At 53.8% G+C, this 18343-nt stretch carries 18 protein-coding genes; 7 read left to right on the plus strand and 11 right to left on the minus strand.

Translation table 11 applies throughout. The annotated features are described in order from the left end of the window. Positions 1–4: 4 nt before the first annotated feature. The 5 genes from caiA to caiE all read left to right on the plus strand — a co-directional run bounded on the left by caiA (position 5) and on the right by caiE (position 5508). Entirely contained in the window at positions 5–1147 is a 1143-nt protein-coding gene (gene caiA, locus JHD74_RS05450; protein WP_199061967.1) for a crotonobetainyl-CoA dehydrogenase, read from the plus strand. Positions 1148–1210: 63 nt separating this feature from the next. Further along, positions 1211–2431 carry an L-carnitine CoA-transferase gene (caiB, locus tag JHD74_RS05455; protein ID WP_074031934.1) on the plus strand — a complete coding sequence of 407 codons (1221 nt, stop codon included), beginning with the start codon at positions 1211–1213 and terminating at the stop codon, positions 2429–2431. A gap of 72 nt (positions 2432–2503) precedes the next feature. Continuing rightward, positions 2504–4057 carry a crotonobetaine/carnitine-CoA ligase gene (caiC, locus tag JHD74_RS05460; RefSeq protein WP_074031933.1) on the plus strand — a complete coding sequence of 518 codons (1554 nt, stop codon included), beginning with the start codon at positions 2504–2506 and terminating at the stop codon, positions 4055–4057. Positions 4058–4079: 22 nt separating this feature from the next. Further along, on the plus strand, positions 4080–4865 hold the full coding sequence (gene caiD / locus JHD74_RS05465) for a crotonobetainyl-CoA hydratase (RefSeq protein ID WP_024528111.1): 786 nt from the start codon (positions 4080–4082) through the stop codon (positions 4863–4865). Positions 4866–4914: 49 nt separating this feature from the next. Further along, positions 4915–5508: a carnitine operon protein CaiE gene (gene caiE, locus JHD74_RS05470; protein ID WP_074031932.1), complete on the plus strand. Its 594-nt coding sequence runs from the start codon at positions 4915–4917 to the stop codon at positions 5506–5508. A gap of 90 nt (positions 5509–5598) precedes the next feature. On the opposite strand, the gene caiF is transcribed toward caiE, so the two are convergent. Both caiF and aes read right to left on the minus strand, forming a co-directional pair. Beyond that, positions 5599–5994: a carnitine metabolism transcriptional regulator CaiF gene (gene caiF, locus JHD74_RS05475; RefSeq protein WP_024528109.1), complete on the minus strand. Its 396-nt coding sequence runs from the start codon at positions 5992–5994 to the stop codon at positions 5599–5601. Between the two features lie 33 nt (positions 5995–6027). Beyond that, entirely contained in the window at positions 6028–6993 is a 966-nt protein-coding gene (gene aes, locus JHD74_RS05480) for an acetyl esterase (protein WP_199061969.1), read from the minus strand. 476 nt (positions 6994–7469) lie between these two features. On the opposite strand from aes, the gene JHD74_RS05485 reads away from it, so the two are divergent. Continuing rightward, entirely contained in the window at positions 7470–8639 is a 1170-nt protein-coding gene (locus JHD74_RS05485; protein ID WP_233169446.1) for a p-hydroxyphenylacetate 3-hydroxylase oxygenase component, read from the plus strand. A gap of 20 nt (positions 8640–8659) precedes the next feature. Continuing rightward, positions 8660–9604, plus strand: coding sequence for a p-hydroxyphenylacetate 3-hydroxylase reductase component (locus tag JHD74_RS05490; RefSeq protein WP_065683277.1), 945 nt, complete (start codon positions 8660–8662; stop codon positions 9602–9604). A gap of 72 nt (positions 9605–9676) precedes the next feature. Here the strand turns inward: JHD74_RS05490 and JHD74_RS05495 are convergent, their stop codons facing one another. From JHD74_RS05495 to JHD74_RS05535, 9 genes are all read right to left on the minus strand, one after another. Then, on the minus strand, positions 9677–10879 hold the full coding sequence (locus JHD74_RS05495; RefSeq protein ID WP_024528105.1) for a Bcr/CflA family multidrug efflux MFS transporter: 1203 nt from the start codon (positions 10877–10879) through the stop codon (positions 9677–9679). Positions 10880–11138: 259 nt separating this feature from the next. Beyond that, positions 11139–11999 carry an aldo/keto reductase family oxidoreductase gene (locus JHD74_RS05500; RefSeq protein ID WP_024528104.1) on the minus strand — a complete coding sequence of 287 codons (861 nt, stop codon included), beginning with the start codon at positions 11997–11999 and terminating at the stop codon, positions 11139–11141. A gap of 143 nt (positions 12000–12142) precedes the next feature. Beyond that, the gene (locus JHD74_RS05505) at positions 12143–12445 is read right to left on the minus strand and encodes a helix-turn-helix domain-containing protein (protein WP_199061971.1); all 303 of its coding nucleotides are present in this window, start codon (positions 12443–12445) and stop codon (positions 12143–12145) included. A gap of 3 nt (positions 12446–12448) precedes the next feature. Then, on the minus strand, positions 12449–12802 hold the full coding sequence (locus JHD74_RS05510) for a type II toxin-antitoxin system RelE/ParE family toxin (protein ID WP_098930548.1): 354 nt from the start codon (positions 12800–12802) through the stop codon (positions 12449–12451). A gap of 257 nt (positions 12803–13059) precedes the next feature. Then, entirely contained in the window at positions 13060–14247 is a 1188-nt protein-coding gene (locus JHD74_RS05515) for a sugar transporter (protein WP_024528102.1), read from the minus strand. A gap of 172 nt (positions 14248–14419) precedes the next feature. Continuing rightward, positions 14420–15136 carry an ABC transporter ATP-binding protein gene (locus JHD74_RS05520; RefSeq protein WP_021805811.1) on the minus strand — a complete coding sequence of 239 codons (717 nt, stop codon included), beginning with the start codon at positions 15134–15136 and terminating at the stop codon, positions 14420–14422. Continuing rightward, the gene (locus JHD74_RS05525) at positions 15133–16008 is read right to left on the minus strand and encodes an ABC transporter ATP-binding protein (RefSeq protein WP_024528101.1); all 876 of its coding nucleotides are present in this window, start codon (positions 16006–16008) and stop codon (positions 15133–15135) included. Before JHD74_RS05525 ends, JHD74_RS05520 begins: the two co-directional genes overlap by 4 nt. Continuing rightward, complete coding sequence (gene livM / locus JHD74_RS05530; RefSeq protein ID WP_024528100.1) at positions 16005–17291, minus strand: high-affinity branched-chain amino acid ABC transporter permease LivM; 1287 nt, start codon at positions 17289–17291, stop codon at positions 16005–16007. The genes JHD74_RS05525 and livM overlap by 4 nt, the downstream gene beginning before the upstream one ends. Before the next feature lie 9 nt (positions 17292–17300). After that, positions 17301–18179, minus strand: a complete 879-nt coding sequence (locus JHD74_RS05535) for a branched-chain amino acid ABC transporter permease LivH (RefSeq protein ID WP_199061981.1) — start codon at positions 18177–18179, stop codon at positions 17301–17303. Positions 18180–18343: the final 164 nt, after the last annotated feature.

Consider the following 18343-nt stretch of genomic DNA (forward strand, 5'->3'; position numbering starts at 1 on the left):
ATAGATGGATTTTAGACTGAATGATGAACAGGAACTGTTTGTTGCTGGTATCCGCGAATTAATGGCCAGCGAAAACTGGGAAACCTACTTCGCCCTGTGTGATAAGGACAGCGTCTACCCGGAGCGCTTTGTGAAGGCGCTGGCGGATATGGGAATCGATAGCCTGCTTATTCCTGAAGAACATGGCGGACTGGAAGCCGGGTTTGTCACTCTTGCCGCCGTCTGGATGGAGCTTGGGCGGCTGGGTGCTCCAACCTATGTTCTTTATCAATTGCCAGGTGGGTTCAATACCTTCCTGCGTGAAGGCACTCAGGAGCAAATAGACAAAATAATGGCATTTCAGGGTACCGGCAAACAGATGTGGAACTCTGCTATCACCGAGCCAGGTGCCGGTTCCGATGTCGGTAGCCTGCAAAGTACCTATATCCGTAAAAATAACAAGGTTTACCTGACGGGTAGCAAATGCTTCATCACCAGCAGCGCGTACACTCCGTATGTAGTGGTGATGGCTCGTGATTCCGCCTCGCCTGAAAAAGCAGTATTCACCGAGTGGTGCGTCGATATGAGCTTGCCGGGGATCAAAATCAACAAGCTGGAAAAGCTAGGCCTACGCATGGATAGCTGCTGTGAGCTGACGTTCGATAATGTCGAACTGGATGAGAAAGATATGTTTGGCCGTGAAGGCAACGGTTTTAACCGCGTGAAAGAGGAGTTCGACCATGAGCGTTTCCTCGTTGCGCTCACGAACTACGGCACCGCAATGTGCGCTTTTGAAGATGCGGCACGTTACGCCAATCAGCGTGTGCAGTTTGGCGAAACTATCGGGCGCTTCCAACTGATTCAGGAAAAATTTGCCCACATGGCAATCAAACTGAACTCAATGAAAAACATGCTGCTGGAAACCGCCTGGAAGAGTGACAACGGGCTCATCACCTCGGGCGACGCCGCGATGTGTAAATACTTCTGCGCCAATGCAGCATTTGAAGTCGTCGATGCCGCTATGCAAGTGCTGGGCGGAGTGGGTATTGCCGGTAATCACCGTATTACCCGCTTCTGGCGCGACTTGCGAGTAGACAGGGTATCTGGCGGTTCTGATGAAATGCAGATCCTGACTCTGGGGCGTTCAGTGCTGAAACAATATCGCTAAACCATTGCTGACTGACGCAGAGGCTCGATGGCCTCTGTTCAGTTTTATGACGAGGTGTAAACCATGACCACTCATTTACCAATGCCCGAATTTGGTCCCTTATCCGGGCTGCGAGTTGTTTTTTCCGGGATCGAAATTGCCGGGCCGTTTGCCGGACAGATGTTTGCCGAATGGGGCGCGGAAGTTATCTGGATTGAAAACGTCGCCTGGGCCGACACCATCCGCGTTCAACCGCATTATCCGCAGCTTTCGCGCCGTAATTTACGCGCTCTCTCCCTCAACATTTTTAAAGATGAAGGCCGCGAAGCATTCCTGAAGCTAATGGAAACGACCGACATCTTTATTGAGGCCAGTAAAGGTCCGGCGTTTGCCCGCCGTGGCATCACTGATGAGGTGCTGTGGCAGCACAATCCTCGTCTGGTCATTGCCCATTTATCAGGCTTTGGGCAATACGGTGATCCACAGTACACCAACCTGCCCGCTTACAACACCATTGCTCAGGCGTTCAGCGGCTACTTGATTCAGAACGGTGATAAAGACCAGCCAATGCCCGCTTTCCCCTATACCGCAGACTATTTCTCCGGCATGACGGCAACCACATCGGCGCTGGCTGCGCTGTATAAATCGCGCCAGACTGGCAAGGGCGAAAGTATCGATATTGCGATGTACGAAGTCATGCTACGCATGGGCCAGTACTTCATGATGGATTACTTTAACGGCGGTGAAGTTTGCCCGCGCATGACCAAAGGCAAAGACCCTTATTACGCGGGCTGTGGACTTTACACCTGTAGCGACGGTTATATCGTGATGGAGATTGTCGGCATCACCCAGATTCAGGAAATCTTCGCCGATATTGGTCTTGCGCATCTGATCGGTACGCCAGAAATTCCGAAAGGGACACAGCTTATTCATCGCGTGGAATGCCCTCATGGCATGCTCGTTGAAGAAAAACTGGACACATGGCTGGCAACACTCACCATTGAGCAAGCGCTGGCACGACTTGCAGAACTGAACATCGCCAGTGCCAAAGTTCTAACCATTCCTGAGCTGGAAAAAAACCCGCAGTACATTGCCCGTGAATCAATCACCCAGTGGAAAACCCTGGAAGGCGATACCTGCAAAGGGCCGAATGTGATGCCTAAATTCCGCAACCATCCGGGGAAAATTTGGCGCAGCATGCCTTCTCACGGAATGGATACTGACGCAATTTTGCAAAGTATCGGTTACAGCGAAGCTGATATCAGGGGGCTGGTCGCTAAAGGACTGGCTAAAACAACAGAGTAAGCGCATGACCGGCTCAAACTGATTGTTACCCACGTTTGAGCCATCTGCGTCTAAGAGCGGGATAAGCGTTCAATGGATCTTATAGGTGGACAAAACTTACGCCAGATGTGGGACAACATGGCGGATGTTAATGGCAACAAAACCGCACTGATTTTTGAATCCGCTACAGGTGAGGTACGGCAATTCGGTTACCAGACCCTGAATGAGGAAATTAACCGCACGGCTAACCTCTTCCATGGGCTTGGTGTGGAAAAAGGTGACAGAGTCGCCCTGCATCTCGACAACTGCCCGGAGTTCATTTTTTGCTGGTTTGGGCTGGCGAAAATTGGGGCTATTGTAGTCCCTATCAACGCTCGCTTTTTAATCGAGGAAAGCCGGTGGCTGGTTGATAACTGCCAGGCCCGCATGGTGGTCACTACCCATCACTTTTATCCGCTATATCGGCAGATACTTGGCGAAAACAACACCTCGCTTGAGCGCATTCTTCTCATTTCAAACCTGGCAATTGCCACGGATGCGGTTACGCTTGATTTTTCAGCGCTCCAGCAACAGCACGCGCCTGAGCTAATGTGTCATGTTGAGCTGAGCGTTAATGACACAGCAGAAATTTTGTTCACCTCCGGCACCACGTCACGCCCTAAAGGGGTCGTCATCACTCACTACAATTTACGCTTTGCAGGCTATTACACTGCCTGGCAGTGCGCGCTGCGTGCCGATGATGTTTATCTCACTGTCATGCCTGCGTTTCATATTGATTGCCAGTGTACGGCTGCCATGGCGGCATTCTCCGCAGGGGCCACTTTTGTGTTGCTTGAAAAATACAGCGCCCGCGCTTTCTGGAGCAAGATCCTCAAGTACCAGGCGACGGTCACCGAATGTATCCCGATGATGATAAGAACGCTGCTGGCCCAGCCTCACAACCCAGATGAAAGGCAGCATCGACTGCGTGAAGTGCTGTTTTATCTCAATCTTTCGGTTGAGGAAAAAGAGGCCTTTATTGCGCGCTTTGGTGTAAGACTCCTGACCTCTTACGGTATGACGGAAACTATTGTCGGGATTATCGGCGACCGTCCTGGAGACATGCGACGCTGGCCTTCCATTGGCCGCCCTGGTTTTGGCTACGAAGCGCAAATCCGCAACTACCGCGGCGCGGTTGTTCCGCCTGGTGAAGTCGGCGAAATCTGCATTAAAGGTGAACCAGGAAAAACGCTGTTCAAAGAGTATTACAACCAGCCGGAAGCGACCGCCCATGCGTACCAACACGGTTGGTTACACACCGGTGATTGTGGTTATCAGGACGAAGATGGCTTTTTCTATTTCGTCGATCGCAGCAGCAATATGATCAAACGCGGCGGCGAAAATATCTCCTGTAGTGAAATCGAAAATATTCTCGCCTCGCATCCGAAAATTCAAGACGTTGCCGTCATTGGTATTCCTGATGCTATGCGCGATCAGGCAATTAAAGCGTTTATCGTTCTTCATGAAGGGGAAAGTTTTAGCGACCACGAATTTTTCAGCTATTGCGAGTCCAACATGGCGAAATTCAAAGTTCCGACGTGTATGGAAATTCGTCAGGATCTCCCCCGCAACTGCTCTGGAAAAGTGATAAAAAAGCAACTTCAATAATACATTGAAAAGGAAGGGAAAAATGAACAATGAATTACAGATCACCCGTAACGGTCCGGTTCTGGAAATCGTGCTAAACAGGCCAAAAGCCAACGCCATTGACGCCGCCACCAGCTTCAAGATGGGGGAAACTTTTCTGCAATTTCGTGACGACCCTGAATTACGCATTGCGATTATTACCGGTGCCGGCGAGCGTTTTTTCTCCGCTGGTTGGGACCTGAAATCCGCCGCGGAAGGAGAAGCTCCAGACGCTGATTTTGGTCCTGGTGGTTTTGCCGGACTTACGGAAATCTTCAATCTGGATAAACCCGTGATTGCCGCCGTCAACGGCTATGCTTTCGGCGGCGGCTTCGAATTGGCGCTGGCAGCAGACATGATCGTCTGTTCTGATAACGCGAGCTTCGCATTACCCGAGGCGAAATTAGGGATTGTGCCAGACAGCGGCGGCGTACTGCGCTTACCGAAAATCCTGCCGCCTGCCCTCGTCAATGAAATGGTAATGACCGGCAGACGCATGGATGCACAAGAGGCGCTCCACTGGGGAATCGTCAATCGTGTTGTCAGCCCCGATGCTCTGATGGACAGTGCGAGGGAACTGGCCGCGCAAATCGTTTCCAGCGCGCCACTCGCTATTGCCGCCCTGAAAGAGATTTATCGCGCTACCCGCGAATTGCCGATTGAAGCAGGCTACCAACTGATGCGTAGCGGTACACTTAAACATTATCCGAGTGTACTGCATTCAGAAGATGCGCTCGAAGGGCCACAGGCGTTTACTGAGAAACGCGAACCACAATGGAAAAACAGATAATTTGCAATACTCCAGATGAGACGGAGCGCTTTCCTGATGGGAGAGGGAGATGAGTTTTTATTCGTTTGAAGGGCTGACACCTGTTGTGCACCCCACGGCCTGGGTACATCCATCGGCGGTGATCATCGGTGATGTGATTATCGGTGCGCAGGTTTACATCGGTCCACATGCTTCACTGCGTGGCGACTATGGCCGACTGATTATCGAGGCCGGAGCCAACATTCAGGATGGTTGCATCATGCATGGTTACTGCGATACGGACACCATCGTGCATGAATCCGGACATATTGGTCATGGCGCCATTCTGCATGGTTGCATCGTTGGCCGTGATGCGCTGGTTGGTATGAACAGCGTGATCATGGACGGTGCGATAATTGGGGATGAGAGTATTGTCGCGGCAATGAGTTTTGTGAAAGCTGGGTTTATCGGTGCACCACGGCAGTTGCTGGTTGGCAGCCCAGCCCGACATCTGCGAGCGGTAACTGATGAAGAACGACATTGGAAAAAACTCAATACCAGAGAGTATCAGGATCTGGCAGCACGATGCCATACATCGCTTTATCCTACAGAGCCAATGTGCAAGGTTGAAGCAAACCGCCCCAGGCTACGCGGCACGACAGATGTAAAGCCTAAACACCTGTAAAAACAGGCGCATTACGCGCCTGTTTGCTGCAGCCTCACAGGATCGAGTATTACCAACACGCATGCAACTTGAAGTATGAAGGTTATAAACCTACCGACGTTGTGTTTTGGATAGCATCCACTGCCACTTCTGCTCTTGGTTAAGCTCCCCAGGCGGCACTGCTGCCAGCCGGGGTGAGGAGATATGGAATACATTCTTTACTTCAGAAGAAGATTCCAGTCGGGCGTATAACTGCTTATCAATACTGCTGACTTTCAATAATCGCTGGCACTGGCATCCTCTGCCCTTGAGCTGAGTAGGCATCGTTTTGGTTTCACACTCGATTTCCTCAACATCGGCCAGAATATACGAAACGGTGTTAATGGCTTTACAGGGGTCGATATTAAACTCACAGGCAATTTCTTTGGCACTAATCCAGCGGTTTTGTGCCATTACCCAATCCGCAATTAATAAATACAACGGTTTATCAATACATTTATCATTCATACAGTTTCCCTAATCGAAAAATAAAATTCAAATTCAGCGCAACTGCTGGCGAAAATATTGTGCACCATCGCGCAATGCTTCATCGGCAATATCCATCATGCGTGAGTAATGCAAAAAAGCATGTAGCGTACCCGGGTACATCTTGTAGCTGCACTCCTGGCCATGCTCTTGTAAAACATGGTAAAGTGCCACGCTATCATCAACCAGCGGGTCATACTCTGCGGTGGCGATAAAACAGGGTGGCATGGCATTACTAAGATTATTATTAAACAAGCAGTAATACGGTGATTCACGATCGCTTACCTTATTGAGATAAGCCGTTTCATAGAAGGCTAAATCCTCCTGCGTCAGTCCATCCCAACTGCCGCCATACAAACGTCGACTGGCGGAATCTCGCAAACCATACAGTCCATACCAGAGCAAAAGCCCCTTCACGTGACCACAGTGGATATTTTTATCACGCATCCACAACATGGAAGCCAGTGCCAGCATAGCGCCGGCAGAATCACCCGCCAGACCAATCTGTTCCATGTTCAGCGCATAACTTTCGGCGTGGTGATAATAAAACTGACACACAGCAACAATATCTTCGATGCCCTGCGGGAATTTAGTTTCAGGAGAAAGGGGGTAATCAATTCCGATAACAGTACAGCCAGTATAGTGCGCCAGCAGCCGCATGATCCTGTCGTGGGTATCGAGATTACCCAAAACAAACCCACCGCCATGCAGATAGAAAAGCGTTCCCTGGGCGCGCTCTTGTGAAATGTAAATCCGGGTTTTTGTCTCATAGCAGAATGTGGGTACCATAATATCCTGGCTACGAACAGGCTGTGGTCCACCTTCATTCCAGTAGCGACGCTCATCACTGTAGGCTCGCCGCTGCGCGGGAAGATCACTTTCGTCAACAGCAGGCTGTGGATGCGCTTGCTGAAACGTCAGGATCTCGCGCATTTGTGGTGAGATCCTTTCCAGCACGCGTACTTTGTTTTCAGGCTTCATGGTTCTCTCCGGATAAACTTCACTCCATTTTAGAAACCCTACGCCGAAAAACTGAGAACTCACCGACCGATATTGAATATTTTTACCATCGGTACTTGCGGATCTATGACGGGCACCTGATCTAACCTGGCCCATTGACTCTCCATTTCACCCAGAATGTGAATCAGGCACTGAGCGATAAAGTGCTAAATGATTCCGACATTGCCAAACGCCTGATGCAACCTACCGAAGCTGCGCAACGCACAGGAAAACCCACAAGCCAGACTACGGCTACCGCGTTCCTTACTTACGCAAAGTTTTATGAATCTGGTATCAGTCCATTGCAGCTGACTAACCAAGAGCCTCAAACTCGCCGCCAGATCACACCCTCGATATTTAACATGAAAAGTACAATTTTTTACCTGAATGTTACATTCCATTAAAATATCCTTCCCCCATACTCATCCCACGCCCACCCCTACCGAGGGAACCAACTGATGAATACTAGCAACCCGATGCTGGAAAAATTACTGCCCATTCTGCCACTTATCGCTGCCAACGCCGCACAGGCGGAAAGCGAACGAAAAGTACCGGATGAGAATATCCGTTTGTTAAAAAGCATAGGTATGCACCGGGTGTTCCAACCGAAAAAATTCGGTGGCCTGGAAATCTCCCTGCCAGAATTCACCGATTGTGTCGCCGCGCTGGCCGGAGCCTGTGGCGGAACCGCCTGGGCTTTCAGTTTGCTATGCACCCACAGCCATCAGATAGCGATGTTTTCCCCCAAACTGCAACAAGAGATCTGGGGCGATAATCCAGATGCCACCGCCAGCAGCAGTATTGCCCCGTTTGGCCGTATTGAGGAAGCCGAAGGCGGTGTCTATCTGAGCGGTGAAATGGGCTGGAGCAGCGGTTGTGACCACGCCGAATGGGCGATTGTCGGCTTTCGCCGCAAAAACGCCGACGGTGAGTTGCTCTACAGCTTTGGCGTGATCCCACGTAGCGATTACGAAATTCGTGATGACTGGTTTGCGGTTGGCATGCGCGGCAGCGGTTCCAAAACGTTGGTCATAAAAAACGCCTTCGTGCCGAACCACCGCATTGAAGCCGCTCAGGATATGATGCACGGGCGCTCTGCGGGTTTCGGCCTCTACCCAGACAGTAATATTTTCTACTCGCCCTATCGCCCCTATTTCGCCTGCGGTTTTGCCGCCATCAGCCTTGGCGTTGCGGAGCGTATGCTGGTCGCCTTCAAAGAAAAAACCCAAAACCGCGTGCGAGCCTATACCGGAGCCAGCGTGGGGACGGCCACCCCGGCGCTGATGCGTCTGGCAGAGTCCACCCATCAGGTTGCTGCCGCCCGTGCCTTTTTGGAAAAAACCTGGCAAGAACATGCCGAACACGGCCGCAAGCACCAATATCCTTCTCACCAGACATTGACGTTCTGGCGTACCAACCAGGCCTACGCGGTCAAAATGTGCATCGAATCGGTTGATCGCTTGTTCAGCGCCGCAGGGGCAACCAGTTGGATGGAAAGCAATGAGATCCAGCGATTGTTCCGCGACTCACACATGACCGGGGCACATGCCTATACCGATTACGATATCTGTGCACAGATATTAGGCCGCGAGTTGATGGGGTTAGAACCCGATCCGACGATGGTGTAACGAGCAGGAGAACCTATTTAATGACACATCACACAGAACCTGCTCTGGATCCCCGCGCATTTCGCCGTGCGCTGGGTAATTTCGCCACCGGCGTGACGGTAGTGACAGCAGCAACCGCAGATGGCACCCGCGTGGGAGTCACGGCCAATAGCTTTAACTCGGTATCACTGGATCCGCCGTTGGTATTGTGGAGCATTGATAAACGCTCCGGCAGCTACGCGATCTTTGAACAAGCCAGCCACTTCGCCATTAACGTGCTGGCCGCCGATCAGATGGATATCTCCAATCGTTTCGCCCGCCCCAGCGAGGATAAATTTGCCGGGATTGAGGTGGAGGTCGGCGCAGGTGACGTGCCTTTGCTTACCGACTGTGCCGCACGCTTTCAGTGTGAGAAATATCAGCAGGTTGACGGCGGTGACCACTGGATCCTGATTGGTAAAGTGGTCGCGTTTGACGACCTGGGCCGCGCACCGCTGGTGTATCACCAGGGATCCTATTCCATGGTGCTGCCTTACCCGCAGGTGGCGGAGCGCGTTGCACAGAACGCAGTAGGTAGCGCCAGGCAGGAGCGCCTGAATAACAACGTCTTCTACTTGCTCACCCAGGCGCTGCGCAGCTATCAAAGCAGCTACCAGCCCAAGCAGCTCTCCACCGGGTTGCGGGCCAGCGAGGCCAGAATGCTGCTGGTGTTGGACAGCGATGCCTGCCTTGATAAGGCCTGCCTACTGGCAGAAATGGCGATGCCAACCAGAGAAATCGAAGAGGCGCAGGAAGCGTTGTACCGTAAAGGTTTGGTGTCCAGCACCGAGAATGGCCATCACTTGACCGAGGCAGGAGAACGCCAGGCCAGCGTACTGAGAGATATTGCTGCCAAACAGCAAGAGCAGGTCCTGTCCGCCTTCACGGCAGACGAAGTGGGCATTTTGAAGAAGCTGTTGCGCGGTATTATTGCCAATAGTCAGTGAGTTTACTCGGTAAACCTCATGCGCATTGTCGGCAACGGCAATGCGCATGAAAACTTCACCACCACATCCTACCTATTCATGCAGCCGTGAACCTATTCGCGCCACAGACATCCTCTGCCCTACCCAACCTAGCGCCGCGCAGACGGCCATCACCAACGTCATGGCAAACGGCGTGTCATCCTGCAACCAGGAAACGGCCAGGCTTGCCAACGCCCCCATACCAAACTGCAACGAGATCGCCAGGGCACTGGCACTCCCAGCCTGTTGACCGCGTTGTTGCAACAGTAGCGACAGGCTGTTGGTGCCAATAGCATTCACCAGCGACATAAACAACACCACCAGAATCACCAAGATGGAGAGGCTCTGCTGATGGAACACCAGTAGCAACAGCCCAAACAATACCTGGGCACTGCTTTGTATCATCAATAAGCGCGGCAGGCTGTAGACCTTCAGCATCCGCACGTTCAGCAGCAGCACGGCGATCATGCCAATGACGTTGCAGCCAAACAGCAGCCCGTAATACTGAGCGGGCACCTGGAAGTAGCTGATGTAGACAAAGGGAGAACCGCTGATAAAGGCAAACATGCCTGCGAAGGAAAACGCCAGAGTTGCAATAATGCCCATCGCTTCTCTGTCACGGACCAACAGGCAATAGTTATGAAACGCTTTCAGGATGCTACCTGACTGCCCTGGCGGGGTTTTTAACGTCTCAGGCAGTACCCAGAACACCAATAACCCGCTGATACAGCCCACCACCGCCAACAACATGAAGATGGCTTGCCAGTCGAAGACCATCAGCAAAGCACCGCCCAACAACGGGGCCAGCAGCGGTGCAATCATGGTAACCAGCGTCATTAGCGATAACACTCGGGGAAGCTCTTCCGAGGCATAAACATCCCTGGCGATGGCGCGCGCCATCACCACCGCGGCCCCGCTACCAAATGCCTGTAACGCCCGCAATACCACCAGTTGTTCAACCTGCGTGACCTGCGTACATAGCACGCTGGCAATCACGAACAGCAGCATGCCGCTCAACAGCAGCTTTCGCCTGCCTAGCCGATCGCTAAGCGGCCCGTACAGCAACATGCCGATGCAAAAACCGGCAAAGAATGCCCCCAATGAATGCTGCATCTGCCCCTGTGTGGCATGCAGTTGTTGCCCCATCGCGGGTAACGCAGGCAGATACATATCAATCGACAGCGGGCCAAAAGCCACCAGCGATCCCAGTAGCGGGATCAACCAACGTGGCGGCCGGTTAGTAAAGGCAGGTGGCATAGCGGCTCCTTTATCATCAATAACGCCTCAGCGGTTGTGGGCGTGAGTCTTGGTGATTATTCGTTAACATATTAACAATCATCTTATAAAATGGACACATTTAAGACAACATTTGTCTCTTTACTGATAAGAATGGATTTTATTAATACATTAAAGAAAAGAGGACTGGCGTTGATCCGCAGAGGGATGAGAATGCTGGGAGGATGAATTTTTAGCGGGAACCCAGGGCTCCCGCAGAGGTTACTGTTGTCGGGTTGCCTTAGATCGCATTCAACTTCGCAATAGCCTCGCCCGGCAGTTTGAGTTGGGCTGCGGCAAGATTTTCTTTCAGATGTGCCAGGGAAGATGTCCCTGGGATCAGCAGAATGTTTGGTGAACGCTGCAGCAACCAGGCAAGTGCCACTTGCATAGGTGAGGCTCCCACCTGCTGCGCAACGTCCGACAACGTCGTAGACTGCAATGGCGTGAATCCACCCAGCGGGAAGAACGGCACGTAGGCAATGCCCTTGCCAGCCAGTTCGTCGATCAGTGCGTCGTCATCCCGGTGTACCAGGTTGTAATTATTCTGTACGCAGACAATCTCACAAATCTTCTGCCCTTGCGCAACCTGAGCCGAGGTGACATTGCTCAGCCCGATATGGCGAACCAGCCCCTGCTGTTGTAGCTCGGCTAGCACGGAGAGTGGCTCTTCAAGTGACCCTTCTGCCGGGCCGTGTGCATCAAACATGCAGCGCAGATTGACCACATCAAGCACATCCAACCCCAGATTACGCAGGTTGTCATGCACGGCCTGGGTCAGCTCCGCCGGAGAAAACGCAGGCAACCATGCACCTTGCTCATCGCGGCGAGCACCGATCTTGGTGACAATGACCAGATCGTCGGCATAAGGATGCAGTGCCTGGCGAATGATTTGATTGGTATAGTGCGGGCCATAAAAATCGCTGGTATCGATATGGTTGACCCCGTTGGCAATCACTTCACGCAGAACCGCGATGGCCGTTTCAGGATCCTTCGGCGGACCGAAAACTCCCGGTCCGGCGAGTTGCATGGCGCCATAGCCGAGCCGCTTGACGGTGTGCGTGCCGAGCGTAAAAGTACCTGACAGATGGGTGCTGGACATAATCAAACTCCTAATAAGATGGCGCAAAGTTCAAACGCTGCCGTTGCCGACGATAGGCAAACAATATATACCCGTCGCCTGGCAAGCTACAGCGTTCAAACCTATCCGCGACAGATTTAGGGTTGAATAATCGAGCCAGTTGATTAAATAACAAACCCGTAGTGCGAACCATCCGGCAGCTCGATATCCAGACGCAGCTTGCCCCCCGCGGCCTCGATATAGCGCTTGAGCGAGGAGAGCTTCAGATCGCGGCCAGGCTTTTCCATACCCGCGACGGTGGGTTGTTTGATGCCAAGCGCCTGTGCCATTTCAACCTGGGTTTTCTGCACCCGCTCACGAAGCTCGGCCAGGTGAATATTGAGCAGCGTATCCGCCGCAATGCGCTCAGCGCTGGCCACTACTTCAGGTTTTTCTTCCGCCAGGATTTGTTCCAGTGCTCTGCCCATGGCCTACTCCTTGTTCTCTGATGTATTCAGAAATTGGGTAAACTCCCGATCGGCAATCGGGATCATCACCTCATAAAAACGCTTCTCATTACCGGCCTTGTTACCAGCACAAAGCAAAATACCGCGACGACGTGGATCAAAGGCAAAGAATGCCCGTATCGGTATGCCTCGACTTTGCACGCGTAGTTCCTTCATGTTGCTGTAGCGCGATCCCTTTACCGTGTCGGCATAAGGTCTGGGCAACTGAGGACCTTTTTCACGTAGTACAATGAGTGACGCCAGCACAGAAGCTCTGTCAGTGTCCTCCAACCGGCTGAACCACTCATCAAACATATCCGTTGTTTTAATCTCCCACACATGTGCTCCTTAGCAATATAGGTCAAAAGCTATATAGGTGTAAACCTATAAATTGCATTATGTCGGAGCTTAGTACGAGAGACAGCGGCCACAATGATGAAGCTGGGGGCCGATCCCAGCATTTCGATGACGGTGAAACATGAGCGTTGATATTTTGCGTATCTGGTAGCAAAACATGGCGGCAAGATGGGAGCTAAAGAGAGGGTAAGTCTTAGATAGCCCTTGATTGCCGGGCCCGGCAATCAAGGGAACGTGGATCAGGCCTGATGGTGCTGCAAGCGTTCGCTGCGGTAGAAACTCAATACACACCAGCCAAGGGCGATCAGGGCCAACGGCGCACCGACGAAGCCAATGTTTGGCATTCCCAGATGCAGGCTGACCTGGTTGCCCAGCAACGCCCCACCGCCGATCCCAAAGTTATACAAACCGGAGAAGATCGCCATCGAGACATCGGTCGCATCCGGTGCCAGACTTAGCACCTTCGCCTGCATTGAAAGACCAATCGCCATGATGGCCATGCCCCAAACCACACACAGCAACGTCAGAGTCGTTTCATTACCGGAGGCGGGCAACAGCAATAACAGGCTGAGGGCCAGCATACCAATTGCCCCGATGAAGAAACCCGACGGGAAACGTTCGCTGTAGCGGCTGAACAGCAGGCTGCCGACAATACCCGCAGCACCAAACAGCAACAGCATCAAGGTGGTGAAGTTGGCAGATAACCCGGCCACGGTCTGGATAAAGGGCTCGATGTAGCTGTAGGCAGTAAAGTGCGCGGTCACCACAATGATGGTCAACATATACAGGCTGACCAGCTCCGGGCGTTTGAACAGCAGGGGAACGCTGGCCAGTGAACCGGAATGCTCGCTTTTCAGCACCGGCAGCAAGCGCCACAGCATCACCAACGCCAGGGTGGCGCACACGGCAATGCCAATAAACGTCATACGCCAACCGAGTAGCTGCCCCACCACTCGCCCTAACGGTAAGCCCAACACCATCGCCAGCGCGGTTCCCCCAGCCAGCATGCTCAATGCCTGTGCCTTTTTGCCTGCGGGCGCGACACGAATGGCCAATGACGCGGTGATTGACCAGAACACCGAGTGCGCCAGCGCCACACCGGCTCGCGAGATCACCAAGGTGGTAAAGTTCCAGGCCACGGCGGTGAGCACATGGCTGGCAATAAACAGGATAAATACCCCGATCAGCAGCTTACGCCGCTCAATCTTGCTGGTCAGTAACATACAAACCAGCGACATCGTGGCAACGATCCAGGCATAAATGGTGATGATCAGCCCCACCTGCTCGGTTTGCATCCCAAAGCTTTGGGCAATATCACTCAATAACCCGACGGGGATAAATTCGGTGGTATTAAAGATAAATGCCGAAATGGCCAAGACGACCACGCGCATCCAGGCGGTCGAGCGGGAAGTGCTGATTTCATCCATCGTAAGGTGTTCCGGAACAGGGGCTGGCAGTGCCGCCATTTTAACTAACCCGTAACCAGAATGCGACCTAGATCACGTTTTTGTGACGCTGTTTTTTTCAACAGCAGGGGCACACATGCGGCGCCCCTTCGCTCGAGGATGTTCAATGCGCCCCTCATCGGGGCGATTGCCTTTATGCGCCCCCCAAATAAGCCTTTCTCACCTCCTGATTGCTCAGCAGTTCCGCGCCGCTGCCGCTCAGGCGGATTTGCCCATTGACCATCACATAACCCCGGTCGGACAGTTTCAACGCATGATTGGCATTCTGCTCAACCAGAAAGATCGTCATGCCGCCGTTGGCCAGTTCGCGCAGAATGCTGAAGATCTGTTTGACGATGATCGGTGCCAGCCCCAGACTCGGCTCATCCAGCAACAGCAGCTTTGGCCGACTCATCAGCGCACGGGCTATTGCCAGCATTTGCTGCTCACCGCCGGACATGGTCATCGCTCGCTGGTTACGCCGCTCTTTCAGGCGCGGAAACAGCTCATACATCCGTTGCATATCTTCAGCGGCATAGCGGTTGCCAAGGGTGATGGTGCCCATCAGCAGATTTTCCTCTACGCTCATGTCAGGGAAGATCCGCCGCCCTTCCGGGGCCTGAGCGATGCCGCTGCTGGCCACAAAATGCGTCGACCGCTGGCTGATATCCGTCCCCTGAAACAGGATCTGCCCACCGCTGATGCGAGGTTGGCCAAAGATTGACATCAGCAAGGTGGATTTCCCCGCCCCGTTGGCCCCGATCAACGCTACGGTTTCCCCTTGCCTGACCTGCAATGACACCTGTTGCAGCGCCTGGATCGGGCCGTAATGGACATCCACCTCGCGAAATTCCAGCATCACCTCGCTCATCCCGCCAGCTCCTCTTCGTCTGCGCCCAGATAGGCGGCGATCACGCTGTCATTGTGTTGGATCTCCTGCGGCGTTCCCTCGGCGATCACATTGCCGTGGTCCAGTACGATCACCCGGTCGGAAATCTCCATCACCATTCCCATATCATGTTCGATCAGTAGCACGGTAATTTCATGATGCTGGCGCAGAAAGCGGATGATCCGGCTCAGGGTCGCGGTTTCCACCGGGTTCAACCCGGCGGCGGGTTCATCCAGGCAGATCATTTCCGGGGTGGTGCACATCGCGCGGGCAATCTCCAGCCGCCGCTGCTGGCCGTAGGACATCTCCCCCGCCAGCCGGTTGGCACAATCCACCAACTCAACCACCTCCAGCCAGTAAAATGCGCGGTCCAGTGCTTCATTTTCTGCCCGGCGATAGGCAGGCGTATTGAGCACGCCAGCAATCAGGTTGCGGTTACTCAAACGGTGTTGTGCCACCAGCAGGTTCTCCACCACCGACATCTCACGGAACAGGCGGATATTCTGGAAGGTGCGGGCCAATCCGGCACGGTTCACCAGATGTGTGCCACCAAACATTTTGTAGTACAGACGCGACCCCAGTTGCGCGGGGTTAATCCAGTCCCCGGCACGGAATTTCTGGCCGAGGATACGGATCACATCAATCGGCCGTTTGTGGGTATTGAGCAGGATCGCCCCGCCGCTGGCACGGTAAAAACCGGTCAGGCAGTTGAACACCGTGGTTTTCCCCGCACCGTTCGGACCGATCAACGCGGTGATCGACCCACGCTCCACTTCGAGATTCACATCGTTCAGCGCTTTGATGCCGCCGAAGTGCATCATCAAATGTTCAACGCGCAAAATGGCATCGCTCATGGTGCTACCCCCTTGCGTGGCGTAAAGCTGCTACGGCTGATACGCACCAGGCCGCGTGGCCGCCAGATCATCATCAACACCATCAGTACGCCAAACAGCAACACTCGATATTCGGCAAAGCTGCGCAGCAGTTCCGGGGCCACCGTCAGGACAAAGGCCGCCAGCACGACACCGATAGTCGATCCCATTCCACCCAATACCACGATCGCCAGGATCAGCGCCGATTCAAAGAAGGTAAACGACGTTGGATTGACGAACCCTTGATAGGTGGCAAAGAACACCCCGGCGATACCCGCGGTGGAAGCCCCCATCATAAACGCCGAGAGTTTGACCAGCACATGATTAAGCCCGAGCGAACGGCAAGCGATTTCATCCTCCCGTAACGCTTCCCACGCCCGCCCTATCGGCATCCGCGTCAACCGATGTTTGACGAACAGCACCAGCAACACCACCAGACACAACACCGCGTAGATGAAGATAAACTTCAGGTTGGGGTTATAGGTAATACCGAGGAACTCATGGATCGGTACTCCCCCTTCCTTGGCTCGGCGGCCAAATTCCAGGCCGAACAGGGTCGGTGCAGGAACCGAAACGCCGTTTGGCCCGCCGGTTAACGATACCCAGTTATTCAGCACCAGGCGGATGATCTCACCAAAGCCCAGCGTCACAATCGCCAGATAGTCACCGTGCATACGCAGCACCGGGAACCCCAGCAATGCCCCGGCCAGCGCCGCCATTAGCGCCCCCAACGGCAACATCGCCCAAAAACCCAGGCCCAAATACTGATAGCCCAGCGCCAGACCGTAGGCACCAATGGCATAAAACGCCACGTAACCCAGATCGAGCAACCCGGCCAGCCCCACCACAATGTTCAATCCTAGCCCTAACAACACATAAATCAGGCCGAGGATCGCCACGGTCAGCAGGTATTTGGTCGCCATAAACGGGAACAGCAATGCCAACACCGCCAATAGTGGCAGGATCCAACGCAGGCTCGTTCTGGCGCCGACTGGCCGAACATAAACACCGTCATTGCCCCCCTCAAAACGTGCCGACACCTTGCGCCCCAGCGGCGTTTGCAAAAACAGGCTGAGTAACAGTCGCCCCGCCATCACTACCGCAATAATCACCACCAGGCGGCGTGGCTCAAAGTTGAAACTGTAGCCGTCCAGCACGATGCCGACGATCGGGCCAAACACAATCAGCGCGATCAGGCCCGCGAGAACCGCATCCAGCAGGCTGCGTTTAACACTCAGCCCTTGATGAACTGTGGATTGAGACATAGTTTTCCCTCACACCTTAGCGACCATTGGTCGCCCCAGCAGGCCCTGAGGGCGGAAAATCAGGATCACCACCAGCAGACCAAATGAAAACACATCCTTGTAATCCGAGTTCACCATGCCGGCGAACTGTGCCTCTGCCACCCCAAGCAGCAAGCCTCCGAGCATCGCGCCGGGTAATGAGCCAATGCCCCCCAGCACCGCTGCGGTGAAGGCTTTGACGCCGATAATAAAGCCCACGTAAAAATCGAAGGTGCCGTAGTTCATGGTGACCAGCACCCCTGCCAGCCCGGCCATCGCCGCGCCGATCACAAACACCAGCGAGATCACCCGGTCGGTATTGATGCCGAGTATCGACGCCATCTTGCGATCCTGTTGGGTAGCCCGGCAGATACGCCCCAGGCGCGTGCGTTGGATCACGTAGGTAAGCACCGCCATACCCAATAGTGCAGCGACCAGAATAAATACCTTGGTGTAGGTAATCTGGATCACACCGCCATCAAAATTGAGCCGAAAAACGCCGTCCAGCAGCGTGGGGATCCCCTGCTGGCGCGGCCCTTGGCTGATCTGCGCATAGTTTTGCAGGATCAGCGACATACCGATGGCAGAAATCAGCGGAGCCAGACGCGTGGAGTTACGCAGCGGTTTATAAGCAATACGTTCAATCACCCAGCCATAAACACCGGTGACCACGATGGTGAATACCAGGGTGCCCAGGATCAAAAGCGGGAAAGAGTGCAGACCAAAGAAAGAGAGCAGTGCCAGGCCAATCGCACACAGATAGGCAGAAATCATATACACCTCGCCGTGGGCGAAGTTGATCATGCCAATGATGCCGTACACCATGGTGTAGCCGATGGCGATCAGGCCATACACCGCGCCAAGGGTCAGGCCTGTCTCTTATACACATCTGACGCTGCCGACGATGCCAACTAAAAGAGGGGGGGGGGGGGGGGGGGGGGGGGGGGGGGGGGGGGGGGGGGGGGGGGGGGGGGGGGGGGGGGGGGGGGGGGGGGGGGGGGGGGGGGGGGGGGGGGGGGGGGGGGGGGGGGGGG

Origin of the sequence: Serratia sp. ASV30 (assembly GCF_016428815.1) — a bacterium.
Classification (GTDB): Bacteria; Pseudomonadota; Gammaproteobacteria; order Enterobacterales; family Enterobacteriaceae; genus Chania; species Chania fonticola_C.